Below are 19203 nucleotides of genomic sequence, written 5' to 3' on the forward strand. Positions count from 1 at the left end.
GTTCACGGGCCATGGCATCGCTTGCACTGCGAAAGGATGAAGGCGTTGGTCTCGTCGTGGCGGTTGTCCTCCACGCGGGGCTTCTGGGTGTGCTGCTGCTGCGCCCGGCACCCGAGGAGATCGTGCCGCGCCCCGAACGCATCGAGGTCTCGATCAGCGACGAGGTGGGGATGACCTCGACTTCGCCCGATCCCTTCAGCCAGGCCGCACCCGATATGGCGCCCACGCTCGGCGAACCCGCACCCGAAGCGCTGCCTGAGCCCGAGACACCGGCCGAGCCGGCTCCCGCCCCGCAACCCGAAGAGCCGCGTCCGACGCCGCCCGCGCCCGAACCCAAGCCAAAACCTGCGCCAAAGCCGGCCCCCAAGGCGAAGCCCAAGCCCGAACCGGCGAAGGCCGAACCCAAGCCCAAGGCTGCGCCCAGCCGCAAGTCGAGCGCGATCGACGACATCGTCTCCAAGCCGAGCGCAAAGCCCTCCACCGCCTCCAGTTCCAAGGCCACTTCGGAACCCAAGAAGGCGGGGGGTAGCCGCGTCAGCTCGAATTTCCTCGACGGGGTTTCGGGTGGTACCTCGGAATCGGGGAGCGGGGCGCCCGCCGCCGCGATCGGTCCCAAGCAGGTCTCGGCGCTAGGCGCGGCGATTCGCCGTCAGCTCAAGCCCCACTGGCAGGCTCCGCAAGGTGCCGATGCCGAATTGCTCGTGACCAAGGTGCGCTTCCGCCTGAAGCCCGACGGGACGCTGGACGGCGAACCGCAGATTGTCTCCACCAGCGGCAAGACCGCGTCGAATGCGGCGCAGGTCTCGCGCCACCAGGAGCAGGCCATTCGCGCGGTCAAGCTGGCCGCGCCTTTCAATCTTCCCGACGACCTGTACGAAGGGTGGAAGGTCGTCACCACCAATTTTGACAGAAGGCTCTAGCCATGAAGACCCTTTCCGCTCTTGCTCTTGGCCTCCTGCTTTGCGCCTCGGGGCCGGCACTGGCCCAGTCCTCGGGGACGTTCACGCCGGAAATCACCGCGCCCGCCCAGGAGGCGCAGGAGAGCGACGGCCTGGAAGTGACGGTCTCGGACGACAGCGAATGGCAGGACCTGGGTATTGCCATCACGACCTTTGCGACCGATGCCGATGTGCCCACGCAGACCACTGCGGGTACGACCGGGCAACTGGGCCACGCAATCGCGCAGGTGGTGGCGGGCGACCTCAAGAACAATGGCCTGTTCAAGCCCTCGGGGCCGGACGGCCTGCCGCGCCCCACGTTCGGCGAGGTGAGCGCGCCCAATTACCGCCTGTGGTCGGGCAATGGCGCGGACATGCTGGTGCAGGGCTATGTCCATGCAGGCAATGACGGCACGCTGACCGTGGGGTGCTACCTCTACGACGTGGCGCTTGGTCAGCCGCTGGAGAAGGGCGGCTGGAAGGTTGCCCCGTCGGACTGGCGCCGGGCCGGACACAAGTGCGCGGACATGGTCTATTCGCGCCTCTCGGGCGAGAGCCCGTTCTTCGATTCGCGCATCGCCTACATCGCCGAGACCGGCTCCAAGGACCACCGCATGAAGCGCCTGGCGGTCATGGATTCGGACGGGGCGAACCACCGCTACCTCACCAGCGGGCAGGCCATGGCGCTGACCCCGCGCTATTCGCCCGACTATTCGAAGATCCTCTATCTTTCGTACCTGAACGGCCAGCCCAGCGTCTATGCCTATGACCTGACGACCAATTCGCAGAAGCTGATCTTCCGCACCACCAACCCGACGATGGCGCCGCGCTGGTCGCCCGACGGCAAGTGGGTGCTCTTCTCGATGTCGCAGGGTGGGCGCACCGACATCTACCGCATCACCTCGGCCGGTGGCGGTACGCCCGAGCGCCTGACCAATGGCCCGGGCATCAACATCGGCGGCAGCTATTCGCCCGATGGCAGCAAGATCGTCTTCGAGAGCGACCGTTCGGGCTCGCAGCAGGTCTACGTGATGAACGCGGACGGCACCAACCAGAAGCGCATCAGCTTCTTCGGCGGCCGCTCGGCGACGCCCGAGTGGAGCCCGCGCGGCGATCTCATCGCGTTCACCCATATTGCAGGCAACCTGCGCGTGGCGGTGATGAGCCCTGCGGGCCGCAACATGCGCTACCTCACCGATTCGTGGCAGGACGAGGCTCCGACCTGGTCGCCCAACGGCCGCATCGTCCAGTTTTTCCGCACCCAGCGTGGTTCGGGCGAGGCGACCATCTGGCAGGTCGATCTTACCGGCCGCAACGAACGCAAGCTGCCCACCCCGGTGGGCGCGTCCGACCCGGCCTGGGGGCCGATCCGCCGCTGAACCCTTTCTGTTCCCAGGGCGTTGTCTCCTTGCAATCGCAATCCGGTTGACAGCGCCCGGGATAGGATCCCACCACCTTCGTTCGCCGCCCGCTCATGGGCTGAGCACCACAGGAGACTGCCTTAATGCCTTCTTCCCTCTCGATGTCGCGAAACCTGAAGAGCGGTTCGACCCTGCTTCTCGTGGCAGGTGCGCTGGCGCTGTCCGCCTGCGCTTCGAAGGCGCCCAAGGAACTGCCGCCCGAACCCGGCCCGGCCCGCACCACCACGCAGCCCGATTCGGGCGAGGCGCTGGGCCCGCGTCCCGGAAGCCAGGCCGATTTCGCCGCGCAGATGATGGGCGATGACACGATCTACTTCGACACCGACAAGTACGACATCGACGCGATGGACCAGCAGGCGCTCGCCAAGCAGGCGCAGTGCTGATGACCTACCCCGAGAAGCGTGCGACGATCGAAGGCCATGCGGACGAACGCGGCACGCGCGAGTACAACCTCGCGCTGGGTGAGCGCCGTGCGAACTCGGCCAAGAACTACCTGATCAGCCTGGGCGTTGCGGCGAGCCGCCTCACCACGCTCAGCTACGGCAAGGAGCGCCCGGTGGCGCTGGGCTCGAACGAGCAGGCCTGGGCGCAGAACCGCCGTGCGGTGACCGTCACCATCGACTGATCGGCCCGGCTTCTCTGCACGCCTTTGCGAAGGCGTCTTGCGAAGAGGCCCGCCCGACCTTCGGCGCACGCCGGGGCCGGGCGGGCCTTTTTCGTGCCCACCGCCCGGTGGCTCGGCCGCAAGAGACTTGCATCGCGCCCGCGAGAAGGCGTAACGGCTGGGAAATGGCCCGTGCAAAACGATCCGACAACTGGGGTTTCCCGCGCTGGGGCGGCTACGGCAGCTCGCGCGAGGCGACGCAAGTGCGCATCTGCGACCGTCATGGCTGCACCGAACGCGGCGATTGCCCCGCGCCCAAGAGTCCCAACAGCCCGGATCGCTGGTATTTCTGCCAGAAGCACGCGGCCGAATACAACTCGGGCTGGGACTACTTTGCCGGGCTCGACAAGGAAGAGGCCGAAAAGCGCGAGTCCGAGGAATGGACCGAGACTGCCGGCTACAAGGAATCGGCGCATTACGGCTGGGGTGGCTCGGGTGACGGGACGCGCAGCCGGGACGAACTGCGCGCGCTTGAAGTCCTCGGCCTCGATCCCGACGCCGAGTTTCAGGAGGTGCGCAAGGCCTGGCGCACCAAGGCCAAGGAAGTTCACCCCGACGTGAAGCCGGGCGATGCGGAAGCGGCCAAGGCCTTCCAGACCTACCAGCTCGCCTACGAGGTCCTGCGCGCGGCGGAAGAGCGGCGCGAGTGGCAGGGGTGAAGAGGTAAAGAAGACGATTTCCGAGGGCCATCGCCCTCGGGCTCCCGAAACTGTCGAGCTCAAACTGTTGGGCGCCGTGCTGCCCAGAAGCGCAATGCCAAGGTCTGCGGGGAGGGGCACATGAAGACGAGCGTGGTCGTGGCGGCGCTTTCATCATTCCTGATGGTGCCTGCCTGCGCGCAGGATGTGGATTCGTGTACATACACATCTGAATTCCATCCCGCGCACTCTTCATACGCGTACAGGCTGAATGTGCACTCGGATGGCACGGATGCCTCCCTTGCGCTTATCCAGATCGAAAAATCGTCAAAGAAGGTCGTCTCCTCGCAGAGGAAGGCCATCAGCCCTTCGTCGGTAGATCTGTTCTGTGAAGAACAGGCGTCCATTTCACGCGCGGCACAGCGGCGCGGCGAGGTCGAGCAGGTTACCATCGATGGTTCGGAGCCGAGGATCGAGATCGTCAGGCCGGATGAAAAGACCTATTTTGCCCCTGATTCAGATGGGTACATCGAAAAATCCGGAGAGATCGATCAGTCGATCACGGATTTCCTGAAAAGGCATGGGGTGACATTGGCCCCCTACGCTGCCGACAGGAAGTGACTTGCGGCTTTGCCGGGGCGTGGACGCGGCTGTCGTTTACAGGGCCGCGATTATCCACTCTTTCACCGAGTGCAGATCGGGCAGCACAGCGTGGGCAAGCGCGCGCGTCTCGGGCGTGGGCGCGAGGAGATCGGGAACGAGCAGGACGGTCATGCCCGCGCTTGCGCCTGCGCGAAGGCCGTTGGGCGAATCTTCCACGACCACGCAGCGCTGCGGATCGACACCCAGATTGCGGGCGCTCAGCAGGTAGGGCTCGGCATGGGGCTTGGGCTGCGCGACATCGTTCAGGGTGACGATCGAGGCGAAGAGGTCGAGGAATCCTGCGACCTTCAGCTTCTCCTGCGCGAGCGGACTGCGCGTCGACGTGCACAGGCCCAGCGGGAGGCCGGTCTCGGTAAGCGCCTCGAGCAGTTCGCGGGCACCGGGGCGCAGCGGAAGATCGGCGCGCCACAGCTCATTGAACAGTTTGTCGGCGTGGGCGTTGAAGGCGGCGACGTCAGCGTCCTCGCCCCACAGGCGCTGGAGGTGCAGGTCGTTGACCTCGCGGTGGACGCCCACGAACTGGCGGTGGAGGTCCTCGGGCAGGTCATGTCCGAGCGCATGGGCTGCCTCGCGCTGGGAACGGCGGTAGAGGCTCTCGGTGTCGAGCAGGGTGCCATCCATGTCGAAGATGATCGCCTCGGGCCGGAAGGGAGCTTCGGGCAGGCGCGAGGGCGCATCGGTCGGCGCGGTAGATGTCACGAGGGGCGTTCCTGTCTGTCGGGAAAAGGGGGAGGAATGCCGCAGACTTAGGTATTGCACCTGTGCCTTTCAACGCAGCAGCGCATGGACCAGCCAGACCACGGCCACGATCATCGGCGCGCCCGCGAGATCGAGCCAGAAGCCGGCCTTCACCATGCTGGGAAGCGCGATCCGTCCCGTCGCCCAGGCAATCGCGTTGGGCCCCGTGCCCGAGGGCAGCATGAAGCCCCAGCTGGCCGCAAGCGCGGCAGGCATTGCCAGCAGCAGAGGATCGGCGCCCAGCGCGACGGTGAGGCTGGCCACGACCGGCATGATGCCACTTGCCGTTGCGACGTTGCTGGCAAATTCGGTGATGAGGATCACCATCGCGGTGATGGCAAGGGCCACGAGGGGAAGCGGGACCGCCGAAAGCGGGAGGAGCGAACGCCCCAGCCAGTCGTCGAGCCCGGAGGCGCCCATCCCGGCGGCGAGGGCCAGGCCCCCGCCGAACATCATGATGACGTCCCAGGGCGCGCGGTTGGCTTCTTCCCAGGATAGGAGCGCGCGTCCCGCGCCGTCGGGCAGGAGGAAGAGAAGCAGGCTGACGCCGATGGCGATGGTGCCATCACTCAGCGCTCCTGCGGGCAGATAGGGGCGCAGCAGCGGGCTCGTCATCCACAGCGTGAAGGCGAGGGCAACAAGCGGGAGGAGGCGGCGCTCGGCGCTCGACCAGCGGGGCTCCACGGCAATCGCACGCCGCGCCGCGCCGATGCGAAAGGTGCCGGTGGAGGCACCCTGTACGCGCGCGATGATCCAGGCGGCCATCGGAATGCCCAGGACCACGGCGGGCACGCCGATGAGGCTCCAGGTCGCGAAGCTGATCTTTACCCCGATCATCGAATCGAGAAGGGCAATGGCAATCGCGTTGGTGGGCGATCCCACGAGCGTGCCGAGGCCCCCGATGGACGCGGCAAAGGCAATCCCCATCGGCAGCGCGCCCGACAGGCCGCGCGTGTCCTCGCTCTTCATGCCGCCCGCTTCCAGTACGGCCACGGCCATCGGCATCATGATGAGCGTGGTCGAGGTGTTCGAAATCGCCATGGAAAGGAGCGCGGCGGCAATCATGAAGGCCAGCAGCAGGCGCTGCGCCCCGCCCCCACTGCCGAGCCGATCCAGGAGCGCCAGCGCAAGGCGCCGGTGCAGTCCGGTGCGCTCGATGGCAAGCGCCAGGAAGGCCCCGCCCAGGATCAGGAACAGCGTGGGCGAGTAGTAGGCCGAGGCTGTCTCCCCCGCGCTCATGATCCCGGCAAAGGGCAGTACCAGGAAGGGCAGGAGCGCGGTGGCGGTGAGGGGAATGGCCTGGGTCATCCACCAGGTCGCCATCCAGACGACGAGTCCGGCCACGATCCAGGGGGCCTGCGCCATGCCGCCGGGCGGCGGCGCGATGAGGACCGCGCCAAACAGAAGCGGTCCTGCGATGCGTCCGATTGTCCGGCTGTTCACCCTTGCCGCTCCCCTCTAACCCCGCGTGCGGCCCTTCGTGGGCCTGTCACAGGACGCAGCCTAGCCCCGAAGGGCGCTGCAAGGCGAGAGGGAATGCGGCCGGATCAGACCATCGTTTCGGGGCGCACCACGCGGTCGAAGGTTTCCGCATCGACAAGGCCGAGTTCGAGCGCGGCGGCGCGCAGGGTGAGGCCCTTTTCGTGCGCGTGCTTGGCGATCTTCGCGGCCTTGTCGTAGCCGATCTCGGGGGCCAGCGCGGTCACCAGCATAAGCGAGTTGGACAGCAGTTCGGCGATGCGTGCGCGGTTGGGCTCGATCCCCTCCACGCAGCGGGTGGTGAAGCTCTTCATGCCCACGCTCAGTAAGTGAAGCGAGCGCATCACCGCCGCCCCGATCATGGGCTTGAAGACATTGAGCTCGAATGCGCCCTGCAGACCGCCCACGGTGATCGCCTGGTGGTTGCCGATGACCTGCGCGGCGACCATCGTCAGCATCTCGCACTGGGTGGGATTGACCTTGCCGGGCATGATCGAGCTCCCGGGCTCGTTGGCGGGCAGCTCGATCTCGCCCAGCCCCGAACGCGGGCCCGAAGCCAGCCAGCGGATGTCGTTTGCGATCTTGGTGAGCGCGACCGCCAGCGTGTTGAGGCGTCCCGAAAACTCGACGAGGGTGTCGTGGCTCGCCAGCGCCTCGAACGGGTTGGGCGCGGCGTGGAAGGGCAGGCCGGTCAGCTCGGCAAGTTCGGCCGCGACGTCCTTGCCGAAGCCTTCGGGCGCGTTGAGGCCGGTGCCAACCGCCGTGCCGCCGATGGCGAGGCGGCACAGTCCGTGCTCGATCATCGGCAAGGTGCGGGTGCGGGCAAGGCGCAGCTGGGTGTAGTAGCCGGAAAATTCCTGCCCCAGCGTAACGGGCGTCGCGTCCTGGAGGTGGGTGCGGCCGATCTTGACGATGTCCGACCAGCGCTCCGCCTTGGCGAGGAGTGCGCCCTCCAGTGTCTCGAGCGCGGGGATCAGCGTGTCGTGGGCCGCACGCGCGGCGGCGACATGCATGGCGGTGGGGAAGCTGTCGTTCGAGGACTGGCCCTTGTTGACGTGGTCGTTGGGGTGGACCGGGCTCTTGCCGCCACGCGTCCCGGTCAGGATCTCGTTGGCGCGGCCCGCGATCACCTCGTTGACGTTCATGTTGGTCTGGGTGCCACTGCCGGTCTGCCAGATGACGAGGGGGAACTGGTCGTCGAGCTTCCCTGCGACAACCTCGGTGGCGGCCTGTTCGATGGCCTCGGCGAGGGCGTCGTCGAGGCCATGGCGGCGGTTGACCCGGGCGGCGGCCTGCTTGACCAGCGCCATGGCGTGGACGATCGCGATGGGCATGCGCTCGGTCTCGCCGAAGGGGAAGTTGGCGATGCTGCGCTGGGTCTGGGCGCCCCAGTAGGCGTCCTGCGGCACGGCGATTTCGCCGAGACTGTCGCTTTCCATGCGGGTTTTCATGGGGATGGGCTCCTTGGTGGTGGCGCGGGTGGGGTCCCCTCAAGGTAGGGAGCCCTGGCGCGATTGCACGGGGGGCCAAAAAAAGCCCCCGCGGCGCAAAGGCGCTGCAGGGGCTGAAAAGGTCGTCAGAGTCTGAGGGAATTTCAGAAACTGATGACGGCCTACCGGCGGGTGTGATCGCTAACCAGTATAGCGCTCCAAAAAATCCGCACAGCGAATAAAAATCCGCGTTAACCCCTAATTGGAAAGGCACTCGGGGTGCATCCAAGCCGGGGAGAGGCGGCTCAGGCTGTCCGGGGTTCCCCTGCCGGGTGGGCCGAGGCCCGGGGCTCCGCAGCCTCGGGGGCTGGGGTGAACGAGGTCGGGTAACGGCCGAGCGCGAAGGTAATCGCGACCGAGAACAGGAGCAGTGCGATCGAGAGGATGATCTCGGGCTGGTAGCTTCCGAACCGGTCGTACATGGCGCCGTAGAAGGCTGGCGCGAAGCCCGCGCCAAGCCCGAAGGCGGCGTACTGGATGCCGTAGAGCTCGCTGAAGTGCTTCTGGCCGAAATAACGGGCGGTCATGTAGGCAACCAGATCGAACTCGGCACCGGCCACCAGGCCCAGCGTGACGACCGAGGCGACCATGACCGGCACGGTGAGCCCCGGATTGGCGAGCAGCACGAGGGCGAAGGTCGCCGGGATGACGAGCAGGGCGCAGACCAGCGGCGCCCAGATCCGGTCGAGCAGGAAGCCCGAGAGAATACGGCCCGCCGTCACGCTGATTGCCAGTGCGGCGAGCGCGGAGGCGGCGGTGGAATTGTCCACGCCGCGGTCGAGCAAGAGCGGGAAGAGGTTGGGCAGAAGGCCGCTGACACCGAAGGCAAGGGCCATCGAGCCGACAGCCAGAACCCAGAAGCGATAGCCGCGCAGGGCCTGGCGAACGGCAATGCCGGTCTGGGGAAGGGCCTTGCTGGCAGCGCGGGCCCGCGCTTCGGGCAGGCGCAGCCAGGCAAAGAGGACTGGCAGCGCGAACACCAGCGGCAGGGCAGCGAGGAGCAGGTAACCCCCGCGCCAGCCGAACGCCTCCAGGGCGGCGTTGAGCAGGAACGGGATCGCCGCGCCGGTGGCACCGGTCGAGGCGAGCGCGAGACCCAGCGCCAGGCCGCGCGACTGCGTGAACCAGGCGTTGATGACCTTGGCGTAGGTCATCGGCAGGGTGCCCAGCGAAATGACGGCGAGCACCGCCCAGGCGGCATAGAACGTCAGGAGCTGGCCGCCGATGAGCGCGATAAGCAGCCGGGCAAGGCCCAGGCCTGCCGTCGAGACAAGCGCGACCTTGCGCGGCCCCAGCCGGTCCACCAGACGCCCGACATAGGCGCCCAGGAAGACCAGCGCGATGGGCGCGAGCATCAGCGTGCCCAGGATATCGGCGCGCGACCATCCGAATTCACCTTCGAGCGCGGTCGCCATGATGCCCGAGGTGTAGGGCGCGATGGGGGAGAGGCCCAGGCCCAGGCCAAAGGCGCAGGCGACCAGAGGCCGCCACCCTGCGCGGAATTCGGCGAGGCTGCCTGGCTGTGCGTCGGAGCTTTGGTGTTCCGCACTATTCATTGTTCAACTTCACCCTTGTCGGCCGTGTGTGAGCGGGGTGTCTCCCCGGGGGGCAGAGGTGGCGGGGCCACCGTTCGGCAGGCAGGGAGGCTACCTGAGCTACCTTGTGGGACGAGCCTGACCGGGCAAAACATCCGCGATCCGAACAAAGGTCTGTCCGAGGTTCGATCATTTCCCGGCATTGCGGTCTCTTGGAGGCATGACCAAGGACCTCTCCTCCACGCCCGAACCGGCCCGGACCTGCGCCCAATACCTGGCCCAGGGTATTTGCGAATCCGGCACCGAAACGGTGTTTGCCCTCGCCGGGGCGACTCACGCTCCGCTTCTGTTCGCGCTGGAAGAGCGGGGCGTTTCCATCGTTGGCGGACGGCACGAAAGCGGGACCGTGGGCGGGGCCGATGGCTATGCCCGCCGCTCGGGCCGCACCGGTGTTGCGCTGATCGTGGCCGAGCAGGGGCTGGCCAACGCGATGACCGCGCTGATGACCGCCGCGCAGGCCGAAAGCCCGCTGGTCGTGATCGCGACGCGCTTTCCCGACAGCTGGGTCGAACCCTCCGTGCCTTATGCCGTCGACCGTCACGAGATGACCGCCCCCTATCTCAAGTTCAGCCGCACGGTACCCTCACCCGACCGGCTGGGCGAGTATTTCCACGCGGCGATGAAGGCGGCCAATGAAGGCGTGCCCGGTCCGGCCCTGCTTGTGCTGCCGCTCGATTTCCTGACCCGTGAGACCACGAGCGCGCCGCGCGCGCCGGTCACGGTGCCCACGCTGCCCGGCGCGCAGGACGAGCAGATCACGGCGATGGCGCAGATGCTGGCCGAGGCGCGCCGTCCGATCATCGTGACGGACAACCGGGCGGCCCTGTCGCCGTGCGGGGAGGCGCTGCAGGCGCTGGCAGGCATGGGCGTTCCAGTTCTGGGCAATGGCCTCGGGCGCGGGCTCGTCCCCGAGATCGCCCCCACCGGATATCCCTGGCCCTACGCGCAGCGCGCCGCGTGCGAGGCGGACCTGGTGCTGGTGGTCGGCGCGCGGATGAACATGTGGTTCGGCTATGGCCTGGCGCCGCGCTTCGCGCCCGAGGCCCGCTTCATCCATCTCGACACCAGCGCCGAGGCTATTGGGCGCAATGTCCCTGTCGAACTGGCGGTGCTGGCCGATCCGGCGCGCACGCTGACAGCGCTTGGCGAAACCTTGCAGGCGCAGGATTTCCGCCGCGATCCGAGCTGGATCGCGCAGGCCTTGGAGCCCCGTGCCACGTGCGTGGAGGGCCTGCTCGCCGACTATGGCGAGGACCTCCATCCTGCCTCCATCGGCGCCGCGCTTGATCGCGTCCTGCCGCCCGAGCGGGTGCTTGTCTGCGATGGCGCGGATTCGATGAACTTCACCCACGCCTGCATGCGGGTCCACACCCCGCGTTCCTACGCCGATTTGCTGCCTTTCGGCGCGATGGGAGCGGCTTTTCCACTGGCCATCGGCATGGCCGCGGCCGAGGCCGAAACCGCGCGGCGCGAGGCGCGCGATCCGGTGCCCGTCACGCTGGTGACAGGCGATGGGTCGCTGGGCTTCTTCCTGGCCGAATTGGACACCGCGGCGCGCTCGGCTCTGCCGCTCCTCGTCCTCGTCTCGAACGACGGCAAGTGGGGCACCGAATACCACGGCCAGACGCTGGCCTATGGGCGCGCGATCAACACCGACCTTGGCCAGTCCGACTATGCCGCGATTGCGCGTGCCTTTGGCGGACATGGGGAACGCGTGGAGACGAAGGGTGAGCTCGATGCCGCGCTCGCCGCGGCGCTGGCGCGCATGGGCCCAAGCCTCATCGACGTGCGCGTCGATCCGGAAGGCGGGCGCATCCGCAAGACCGAGCCGCTGCTGGGGATGGTCCTGTTCGAGGACATCCCTGGTCATTGAGTGGCCGGGGCACTGAGGGCCCCACTTTCAGCAAAACTATCAAGATAATGACTTCGGGGAAGAAAGACATGACCAAGGCTTCCAGATGGCTGCTGGCCGGAACCGCGATGCTGGCGGCATCGCCCGCGCTGGCACAGGAACAGGCACCGCCCGCTGAAACCAGCGCGTATGGCAATGACATCGTCGTCACGGCCCAGCGTCGCGAAAGCTCGCTCCAGGAAACGCCGATCTCGGTGACGGCGCTTGGCGAACAGGCGCTGCAGGATCTCCAGATCCAGCGCACGGCCGACCTGCAGCGCGTGACGCCCAGCCTCAGCGTGACGCAGGGCACCGTCGATCCCACCACGCTCACCATCTTCATGCGCGGCGCCGGGCAGAACGCGGGCACCTGGGTGGGCTACGAATCCGCGGTCGGCCTCTATATCGATGATCTCTACTTCGCGAGCCTGACGGGCGCGAACCTGGACCTGGCGGACCTTGAACGCATCGAGGTGCTACGCGGGCCCCAGGGCACGCTCTATGGCCGCAACACGCTGACGGGCGCGATCAAGTACGTGACCAAGAAGCCGGACGGCACCAGCTTCGGCTCGCTGCAGGCCGAGGCGGGTGCCTACGACATGGTGCGGCTCAAGGGCACGGTCTCGACCGCACTGTCGGACGACTGGGCGGTGCTTGCCAGCGGCAATTTCTACGACCGTGATGGCTATTTCAGCGCCCCGGCGCTCGGCCGCGACGACTATGGCAAGGCGACCGAGTACGGCGGGCGCGTGGCGCTGGCCTATACGGGGGGCGGGCCGTTCGGGCTCAACGCCTCGGCTTTCTATTCGCGCGCAAAGAACGATGGATCGGTGGGTCTGGCTACCGACCCGGTGACGCTCGAGCCCGCAGCCTCCGATCCCTACACGTATGTCGGCCCGATTGATGGCTACGGCGATGTCGAGACTTATGGCGGCGATCTCACGCTGAGCTACGATGTGGGCGGGGCGACGATCAAGTCGATCACCGGCGTCGTGCGCAACGAGCAGGAGTTCCTGGCCGACACCACCGCCGGGCAGCCGACCAACACCGTTGATGGTCCTTATGCGCTGGGCTTCGACCGGCTGGAATCGGAAGCCGGGCGCACCCAGATCTCGCAGGAACTGCAGATCCTGGGCGATGCGGTCGGGGACCGGCTGCACTACATCGCCGGGCTCTACTACTTCCGCGAGAAGGGCCATCAGGGGCGGAGCGACTATCTCCTGAACCTCTATCAGTTGATGCCCCAGCTGGTCGACATGAAGACCACCAGCTACGCCGCCTATGGCCAGCTGACCTACGACCTGACACCCACGCTCTCGGCAACGGCGGGCCTGCGCTATACGCATGAGACCAAGTCGGTGGAAGGTTACCAGCAGAACAACCTGACGACGGTGCCCGAGGACCGGACCTACGGCGCCATCGACGCGACCCGCAAGGCCAAATCCTGGACGCCCAAGTTCGGCCTCGACTGGCAGGCGACCCCGGATATCCTCGCCTATGCCAGCGTCTCGCGCGGCTTCCAGGCGGGCGGGTTCAACTACCTCGCGCTCGCCAATCCGACCAACTACGAGAACGGCTTCGACCCGCAGACCGTGTGGGCCTATGAAGTGGGTCTCAAAACCTCGTTCCTGGACGGGCGCGGACACCTCAACCTCGCCGCTTACCGCAACGATTTCAGCGATATCCAGACCAACGTGATCGTGGCGGGCTCCTCGCTGACGCAGAACGCAGGCACGGCGCGGGTGCAGGGGATCGAGGGTGAGTTCTCCTATTCGCCGCTGCCGGGTTGGAACCTGTTCGCCTCGGGCTCCTACAACGATGACAAGTATCTCGACATCGATCCGGCGAGTTCGGCAGCGTCCTCGGGCGCGACGCGCCTGCCCAACGTGCCGCACTGGCAGGGCAGTGCAGGCTTCTCGGGCCGGGTGCCGGACGAGAAGCTGGGCGACCTTCTGGTTGGCGCCGACTATTCCTACATGGGCGGCAAGTACCTTGGCGGCACCAATGCGCCGATCACCTACATGCCCGACTATGAACTCGTGAACGCCTATGTCGGCTGGGCGCCGCCGGTTGACAGCGATATCGAGTTGCGCTTCTCGGTCGCCAACCTCCTCAAGGAAGACTACTACGTCTACGGCAACGTGCTGGGCGCCTACGGCATCCGCAGCCCCGGCGATCCGCGGACCTGGAAGGTTTCGGTGAGGTTCAGCTATTAAGGACGTCCACGTGAGCAAATATCTGATTCTGATCGACTTCATCAACGACCTGACCAGCCATGACCCGATGGCGGGCGAGCTGGCCCGCCGCAACGTGGTGGCCAATGCGGCCAGCGTTCTGGAGAAGGCGCGCAAGGCCGGTATTGCGGTCGGGCACGTCAGGGTCGCGTTCAGCGCCCCCGACCTGCCCGAGGCACCCGAGCGTTCGCCGCTCTTCGCCAATTTCAAGGGTTCGGGCGCGCTCCAGCTGGGGACGCCGGGTGTCGATTTCGTGTCCGCGCTGACCCCGGCCGAGGGCGAAGCCATCATCCTCAAGCACCAGATCAGCCCATTCTGGAAGACGATCCTCGATGATGAACTGGAAAAGCACGGCGTGACCGAGCTTTACGTGACCGGCCTGTCGACCACGCTGGCGGTCAGCTCGACCGTGCGCGAGGCGCATGATCGCGGCCTTTTGGTCAAGGTCATCGCGGATGCTTGCTCGGCCGGGTCGCTCGAGGCGCACGAAGCCGAACTCCAGGCCTTCGGCGGTCTTTGCGAAATTACCGAGGCGGCGAAGGTCAGCTTCGCGGACTGAGGCTGCTGGCCTGCAAGGGCCGGTCTGGTATCCAGGAGAGGGCGTGGTTCCACAGGGGCCGCGCCCTCTTTTGGTTCTGGAGTACCGGGCAGGCAGACCGCGATATCCGCGATGCGGACAGATCATCCCCCGCTTTCCTTCGTAATCTGCGACCCAGACCTGAATTGCCTTGCCGCAATGCGGATGCTTTGACCTGCCGAAATTGTCCGACTGGTGATTGGGAACCTAGCCTCGCGGCCGACACAAAAATCTGCCCAGGGGGTTCTCACGATGATCGGCAAGCTTCTCCAGACATGTTCTCTCGGCTCGATGGCCGCGGCCGCACTGTTGGCGCCCTCCGCGCAGGCGCAGGAGCAGGAGCGCCCGGCAGGCGCCTCGGCGGGCGGCGATATCGTGGTGACCGCGCGCCGCCGCGAGGAATCGCTCCAGGACATTCCGGTCGCGATCAACGTCGTCTCGCAGGACACCATCGCGCGCAAGGGTGTGCGCGACATGAACAGCGTCGCGGCGATGACCCCCGGGCTCCAGTTCGACACCGGTGCCTCGCCCGCCGACATCCGCCCCAGCCTTCGCGGCATTGCCCTGATCGAGGGGCGCTCCAACGTCGCCATGATCGTCGATGGCATCGACACCACCGGCGTATCGCTCAACACGACCGTGGGCGGAGGCGGCAACCAGAACGCGACCGCGCTCATGGATATCGCCCGCATCGAGGTGGTGAAGGGCCCGCAGACAGTCTACTTCGGGCGCAGCGCCTTTGCAGGCGCCATCAGCTTCGTGAGCAAGGACCCCGAGTTCACGCCGGGCGGCACGTTCAACTTCGGCCTGGGCGCCTATGGCCAGCAGGAAGCCACCGCGCACGTCACCGGCCCCGTCATCGGCGATGTTGTCGCGGCCAAGCTTTCGGCGACCTACAGCAACTTTTCCGGTTTCTACAAGAATCCGGGCAACGGGCAGGGGCTTGATGCCAGCCGCAACTACGGCGTGGGCGGCACCGTGCTGATCGAGAGCGGCGCCTTCACCGGCAAGATCCGGGGCAGCTATCTCAACAGCAACGCCGGACCGGGCGCAGGGTATGTAATCCAGCGCCCCGATACCTCGCTCTACGGCGTCAACACGATCACCGAGGAGACTTTCGACCCCGACGAGGTCAACATGTCCTCGGACCACCGCTACGCCGGCAACAATTCCGAGACCTACCGCGGCGTGCTCGACCTGGAGTATGACTTCGGCAACGGCTTCGTGCTCAACTCGCTCTCGGGCTACAACCGCACCAAGGGACGGCTGGAGTTCGATTTCGACAAGGAGCCGCAGAACGAGCCGCAGGGCGTCGATCTGGGCGGCGGACTGGTCAATTGCCTCTCGATGGTGTGCGTGGGCATCTTCGACTTCGACAATGACCTGCAGCAGATCAGCTCGGACCTGCGCCTGAGCTACGATGGCGGGCCGATCCGCGCGATGGTGGGCGGCTATGTCTTCGACGAGAACTACGAGGAAGTGGACTATTCGCGTTTCCTGGGTGCGCGTCCCTTCATCACCAGCACCCGCGCCGACATTCCCGGGCGGGTCAACCGTCTGAACACCAACACCTATTCCGGTTTCGGCTCGGTCGAGTTCGACCTGTCCCGCGCGCTGACGGTGACGGGCGAACTGCGCTACAACCACGAGGTCATCTCGGCCGCCGCGACGACCGGGGTCAACCTGTTGTTCCTGACCGGCGCGAACGAGATCGATTTTCGCGGCAAGACCAGCTTCGATGCCTGGCTTCCGCGTGTGAGCGCAGCCTGGAAGGTCTCGCCCGACCTCAACATCTACGCAAGCGCGGCCAAGGGCTCCAAGCCGGGCGGCTTCAACACCGGCCAGGTGCGCGACGATCTGCGCCCATTCGGCCAGGAATCGATCTGGACGTACGAGCTGGGCGTGAAGGGTAGTCTCCTCAATGGCGACCTCAACTTTGAGGCCGACGTCTACTATTCGGACTGGTCGGACCTGCAGGTGACGACCGTGTGCTATGGCTCGCTCAGCGCGCAGGGGCCCGAGCCGGAATGCCCCAATTCCTCGGCCGTGACGCTCAACTACATCATCAACGCGGACAAGGCTGAGGTGAAGGGCGCCGAACTGGGCGTGAACGCGACCCCGTTCCACTGGCTGACGCTGAGCGGCAGCTACGCCTACACCGATTCCAAGTTCAAGGACTTCGCCGCGCGTGACGTATTCCCCTCGCCCGCTGGGGTGGATCGCCAGTTCGGGGGCAACCGCGTCCCCCTCGTGCCGCGCCATTCGGCAACGGGCATGGTCCACATCGAGGCGCCGCTTACGGGTGAACTCGACGGCTTCATCGAGGGCACGGGCAACTACCGCAGTTCGCGTTTCGCGCGCTTCGACAACCGCGTGAAGCTGGACCAGAAGTTCACCGCCGACGCGCAGATCGGCCTCAAGGGCGGCAGCTGGACCGCGCTTGTCTACGTGAACAACATCTTCAACGATCTGACGCCCGACTTCAGCCGCTTCTGGGGCTTGTTCAACCCCTCCACCTCGAACGGCGAATACATCACCGCACCCGCGCGCCGCACCGGGGGCATCCGCTTCATCAAGAACTTCTGAGTTTCTCTTTCCGGCCCGGGACCATGTCCCTCCCCGGGCCGGATCGGGACGTGCGAAGGGGCGCAGCGTCTGATGACTCTGCGCCCCTCTTTTCGTGCAGACAGGGTGTCCCGCTCAGGGGTGGACGAGTTCGAGCCCGCCCGAGACCGGCAGTGCCTGGCCGTGGATCCCGGCGGCGGCATCGGAGACGAGGAAGGCGACGAAGCGCCCGACCTCGTCGGGTGTGCCCACGCGCCCGATCGGCGTCTTGCCCTCGATCATCGCGCGGAACTGGCGCGCGCCGTCCTCGCCCAGGGAATCGGTGACGCTCTCGCTCCAGATCAGGCCGGGCTGGATGGCGTTGACGCGCACCTTGCGGGGGCCTGCAATGGCCTGGTCGTAGCTTTGGCTAAGGCCGATCATCGCGGCCTTCGAGGCGCCATAGGCCGATCCCCCAAAGCCAGCGCGCATCCCTGCAACGCTCGCCACGTTGACGACCGAACCATGTCCTGCCTCGAGAAGTGGGAGCAGGGCGTCCATGCCCCTGCGGCACCCGCCGTAGTTGAGATGGACAAGGAAGCGCGGCACGTCCTCGTCAAGGTCCTCGATGGGCAGGTTCTTGGCCTCGCCCGCATTGTTGACGAGGCCGTGAAGCGCACCTTGCGTCTCGCGAATGGTCGCAGCGGCGGCCTCCCAGGCGTTTGCGTCGGTCACGTCGAGGCGGATGAAGGCCCCGTCGCCCCCGGCTTCGCGCACGAGGGCCAGCGTTTCCTCGGCAAGGTCGGGCTTGCGCCCGCCCACGAAGACGAAACCGCCTTGGCGTCCGATCTCGATGGCGCTGGCGCGCCCGATGCCCGAGGTCGCCCCGGTGACGAGAATGGCCTTCCCGGCGAGCGAGGTCGTGGCCTTCGCATCGGGTGCGGGTTCCAGCGCGATGTCGGCGCCTGCAACGAAGCTGGCGCGCGTATCGGTGAGCATCTGCAGCGCAGCGACGATCTGCGCAGGCGCTGTGTCCGGCGAAAGGGTCAGCCGGTTCGAACGCAGGTGGACACCGCGCCGGGAGGCATCGAGCATGGCCGACCAGGTGGCGTAGCGGATGCCGTTCGCGGCGGCATCGGTATCGATGGCGGCGGGGCCGTCCGCACGGCGCAGGAGGGAGATGAGCGCTGGTTCGCCGGACGCGCAGATCCGGTTGGCAAACTTCGCGGTCAGCCAGGCCGAGAGGATTTCCTTTTCGACACCGTCCAGGCCTTCACCGCCGCGCGGGCAATGAACGATGGTGTCGAAGCGCAGTCCTTGCGCCTCGGCCTTCGCGGCAAAGTCCTCCCAGGCCGCCTGGTCGGGCAGGCCCGTGTCGAGGATGGTGAGGTCATGGTCGGCAAGCGCGGTTGCCGCGTGGGCACCTTCCGGGCTCGCGGCGTTGAGAATGAGGGCCTTCTTCACAGGCCCACCGGACCGCCGAAATTGACGTAGGCCAGCGTCGGCTCTGCGGCCTCCAGCGTGTTGATGCGATCTTCGGCCGGGTAGAAGAAATAGGTGCGGCCGGGCGCGGTCGCTGCGCCGTCAACGCCGATGCCCCCCGAAGTCGCGAAGATTTCCAGGTAGTGGGGAAGGGCCGTGGTTGTCGATTGCCAGCCTGCCGGAAGGCGGACGAAGGCACTGCCCTCACCGGTCTCGGGATCGACGCTGAGGACGCGAGCCTCCACGTCCGCCCCGAGGAACCGGCTGGGCGCAAACCCTTGCAATGCGGCGCCCTTCTCCAGCGCGACAGGCGCACGTGGGGGCAAGGCACCTTCGGCAAGGTAGAGGTCGTCCTGCTCAGGCTCGGGCACGAAGTTGAAGTCGAGCTGGCGCCCGACGCGCGAGAGAAAGGTCGATTCCTCAGGTACGGTGCTGGCAAAGCCGTGAACGGTGCGCGGCGGGTGGAACAGGTAGGCGCCTGCTTCGACCCAGTTGCGCCCATCGAAGCTGAAGCGCCCCGAGACGCCCAGCAGCTCCTCGTAGGTGTGGTGGTAGTGGGCGGTATCGGGCGCGGTGTAACCATCGGCCGGAACCATGCGCTGGAGCGCGGTGCGCGCGCCCGTCTCCGGATCGCGGCTGAGCAGGCGGGAATAGAGCCCGGGCGGGCCGAGCGGTTCCCAGTCGAGTTCGTCCACCCTCAGATCGACTACGCGTGGCCTCATGACGGTCCCTTTTTGAAAAGCGTGTTCAGAGTGGGAGGGTTTCAGATCGTCGGCGCGCCCTCCAGCAAGGGCCGGGCGAGCCTCCGCATGGCGGATGTCCGCGGGGCAGGGGTTGGGGCCTGCGCCA

The 19203-nt window shown here is 66.6% G+C and carries 14 protein-coding genes and 1 pseudogene; 9 read left to right on the forward strand and 6 right to left on the reverse strand.

The window, feature by feature from the left end; genetic code table 11:
- The first annotated feature begins 11 nt into the window (after window positions 1-11).
- The 5 genes and pseudogenes from MBENS4_RS12030 to MBENS4_RS12050 all read left to right on the forward strand — a co-directional run bounded on the left by MBENS4_RS12030 (window position 12) and on the right by MBENS4_RS12050 (window position 4282).
- Window positions 12-920 (forward strand): TonB C-terminal domain-containing protein, encoded by a 909-nt coding sequence (locus MBENS4_RS12030; protein ID WP_039390996.1) that lies wholly within the window; start codon window positions 12-14, stop codon window positions 918-920.
- A gap of 2 nt (window positions 921-922) precedes the next feature.
- On the forward strand, window positions 923-2317 hold the full coding sequence (tolB, locus tag MBENS4_RS12035) for a Tol-Pal system beta propeller repeat protein TolB (protein ID WP_039390998.1): 1395 nt from the start codon (window positions 923-925) through the stop codon (window positions 2315-2317).
- 125 nt (window positions 2318-2442) lie between these two features.
- Window positions 2443-2984: pseudogene (gene pal / locus MBENS4_RS12040) on the forward strand (peptidoglycan-associated lipoprotein Pal).
- A gap of 164 nt (window positions 2985-3148) precedes the next feature.
- A complete protein-coding gene (locus MBENS4_RS12045) occupies window positions 3149-3682 on the forward strand; it encodes a J domain-containing protein (RefSeq protein WP_039391000.1) in 534 nt (177 codons plus the stop codon).
- A 120-nt stretch (window positions 3683-3802) separates the two neighbouring features.
- The gene (locus MBENS4_RS12050; protein WP_039391001.1) at window positions 3803-4282 is read left to right on the forward strand and encodes a hypothetical protein; all 480 of its coding nucleotides are present in this window, start codon (window positions 3803-3805) and stop codon (window positions 4280-4282) included.
- 36 nt (window positions 4283-4318) lie between these two features.
- Here MBENS4_RS12050 and MBENS4_RS12055 read toward each other — a convergent pair whose 3' ends face one another.
- From MBENS4_RS12055 to MBENS4_RS12070, 4 genes are all read right to left on the reverse strand, one after another.
- Window positions 4319-5023 (reverse strand): HAD family hydrolase, encoded by a 705-nt coding sequence (locus MBENS4_RS12055; protein ID WP_242404883.1) that lies wholly within the window; start codon window positions 5021-5023, stop codon window positions 4319-4321.
- Window positions 5024-5092: 69 nt separating this feature from the next.
- Window positions 5093-6505: an SLC13 family permease gene (locus tag MBENS4_RS12060; protein ID WP_039391003.1), complete on the reverse strand. Its 1413-nt coding sequence runs from the start codon at window positions 6503-6505 to the stop codon at window positions 5093-5095.
- A gap of 104 nt (window positions 6506-6609) precedes the next feature.
- The gene (fumC, locus tag MBENS4_RS12065) at window positions 6610-7992 is read right to left on the reverse strand and encodes a class II fumarate hydratase (RefSeq protein ID WP_039391005.1); all 1383 of its coding nucleotides are present in this window, start codon (window positions 7990-7992) and stop codon (window positions 6610-6612) included.
- Window positions 7993-8276: 284 nt separating this feature from the next.
- The gene (locus MBENS4_RS12070; RefSeq protein ID WP_039391007.1) at window positions 8277-9587 is read right to left on the reverse strand and encodes an MFS transporter; all 1311 of its coding nucleotides are present in this window, start codon (window positions 9585-9587) and stop codon (window positions 8277-8279) included.
- Window positions 9588-9786: 199 nt separating this feature from the next.
- Here MBENS4_RS12070 and MBENS4_RS12075 point away from each other — a divergent pair, with 199 nt between their 5' ends.
- The 4 genes from MBENS4_RS12075 (at window position 9787) to MBENS4_RS12090 (ending at window position 16914) form a co-directional block, all read left to right on the forward strand.
- A complete protein-coding gene (locus tag MBENS4_RS12075) occupies window positions 9787-11499 on the forward strand; it encodes a thiamine pyrophosphate-binding protein (protein WP_039391008.1) in 1713 nt (570 codons plus the stop codon).
- 68 nt (window positions 11500-11567) lie between these two features.
- Window positions 11568-13733, forward strand: a complete 2166-nt coding sequence (locus MBENS4_RS12080) for a TonB-dependent receptor (RefSeq protein WP_039391016.1) — start codon at window positions 11568-11570, stop codon at window positions 13731-13733.
- Between the two features lie 10 nt (window positions 13734-13743).
- Window positions 13744-14310 carry a cysteine hydrolase family protein gene (locus tag MBENS4_RS12085; RefSeq protein WP_052322230.1) on the forward strand — a complete coding sequence of 189 codons (567 nt, stop codon included), beginning with the start codon at window positions 13744-13746 and terminating at the stop codon, window positions 14308-14310.
- A 270-nt stretch (window positions 14311-14580) separates the two neighbouring features.
- Complete coding sequence (locus tag MBENS4_RS12090; protein ID WP_039391017.1) at window positions 14581-16914, forward strand: TonB-dependent receptor; 2334 nt, start codon at window positions 14581-14583, stop codon at window positions 16912-16914.
- Window positions 16915-17028: 114 nt separating this feature from the next.
- On the opposite strand, the gene MBENS4_RS24130 is transcribed toward MBENS4_RS12090, so the two are convergent.
- Both MBENS4_RS24130 and MBENS4_RS12100 read right to left on the reverse strand, forming a co-directional pair.
- On the reverse strand, window positions 17029-18336 hold the full coding sequence (locus tag MBENS4_RS24130) for an SDR family NAD(P)-dependent oxidoreductase (protein WP_052322231.1): 1308 nt from the start codon (window positions 18334-18336) through the stop codon (window positions 17029-17031).
- Window positions 18333-19076 carry a cupin domain-containing protein gene (locus tag MBENS4_RS12100; protein WP_144400904.1) on the reverse strand — a complete coding sequence of 248 codons (744 nt, stop codon included), beginning with the start codon at window positions 19074-19076 and terminating at the stop codon, window positions 18333-18335. The genes MBENS4_RS24130 and MBENS4_RS12100 overlap by 4 nt, the downstream gene beginning before the upstream one ends.
- Window positions 19077-19203 lie beyond the last annotated feature (127 nt).

This window comes from Novosphingobium sp. MBES04 (genome assembly GCF_000813185.1).
GTDB classification, from domain to species: domain Bacteria; phylum Pseudomonadota; class Alphaproteobacteria; order Sphingomonadales; family Sphingomonadaceae; genus Novosphingobium; species Novosphingobium decolorationis.